At 69.1% G+C, this 1,240-nt stretch carries 1 pseudogene; it reads left to right on the forward strand.

The features are described 5' to 3' along the window. The first annotated feature begins 104 nt into the window (after window positions 1-104). Window positions 105-1,206 (forward strand): annotated as a pseudogene (locus BN903_RS11360) (DoxX family protein). Window positions 1,207-1,240: the final 34 nt, after the last annotated feature.

Here is a 1,240-nt window from a genome sequence, read left to right on the forward strand (position 1 = left end):
GGGCACCGTAGGCGACCGCCGAGCTCGAGGAACGAGCGCCTCAGCGTCCGATTTGAACGTTCGTGAAGAAATACCGTTAGGTGCGTCCGGCCCGTAGACGAGGTATGGTCGCTCGTTTCCGATCAGCCGCCACGGCCGTGCTCGCCCTGCTCGCGACGCTCGTCGCGCGACCGGTCGCGGCCCACGTCGACTACGTTACCGAGGACTCCGGCGACCCGATGGACGCGGTGACGTTCGTCGTCGACGTGCTCTCGGAGCCGTTCAACGCGGCGCTTTTCGCCGGCTCGGGGCTCGTCGCGCTCGTCGGACTCGCCGCCTACCTGTGGGTGCGACCCACCATCGTCGACGTGGTCGTCCTCCGCGAGAAGCTCGCCGGCTACGGCGACCTCGTCCCGTGGATGCTGCGGCTCGCCGTCGGACTCCCTCTCGTCGGCGCTGGCTTCCAGGGGTACCTCTTCGCGCCGACGCTCTCGTTTAACACCGCAGTGAACCCGTTCCTCCGGGTGCTTTTCATCGGACTCGGGTTCTTCATTCTCTTCGGGCTCGGGACTCGGATCGTCTCGGCGGTCGGGCTGGCGACGTACGCGTGGGTGTTCCTCGCCGTCGACTCGTCCGTCGTCCTCGCGGTAGAGTACGTCCCGGTGTTCGTCGCGCTGGTGATCCTCGGCGGCGGCCGACCGAGCGCGGACGACATGCTGTTAGAGGTCGCGAGCACGCCGGGGTCGTACTACGGCCGGATCGACCCGGTCCACCACCTGAAGTCGTTCCTCGACGAGTCGACGGCCCCGTTGCGGCGGTACGTGCCGACGGTGCTCCGGGTCGGGATGGGCGTCTCGTTCGTCTACCTCGGGCTGATCCAGAAGCTCGCAGACCCCGGCAGCGCGCTCCTCGTCGTCGAGAAGTACGACCTCACGTCGGTCGTTCCGGTCGACCCCGGACTGTGGGTCGTCGGAGCCGGCGTGACCGAGGTCGCGGTGGGGCTGGCGCTCATCGCGGGCTTTTTTCACCCGCGGCGCGGCCGCGCTCTCGTTCGTGCTGTTCACCACGACGCTGTTCGGGCTCCCGGACGACCCCGTCCTCGCGCACGTCGCGCTGTTCGGCATGGCGTCTGCCGTCTTCACGCTCGGCTCCGGGCCGCTGTCGTTCGACCGGTGGGTCGGTCGTCCCGCGCTCGGCGACGAGGAGCCGGTCGCGGCGGCGGACTGACGGTCCACTCCAGTCGGCGTCCGTCCGACCGGCA

This window comes from Halorubrum sp. AJ67 (assembly GCF_000513435.1).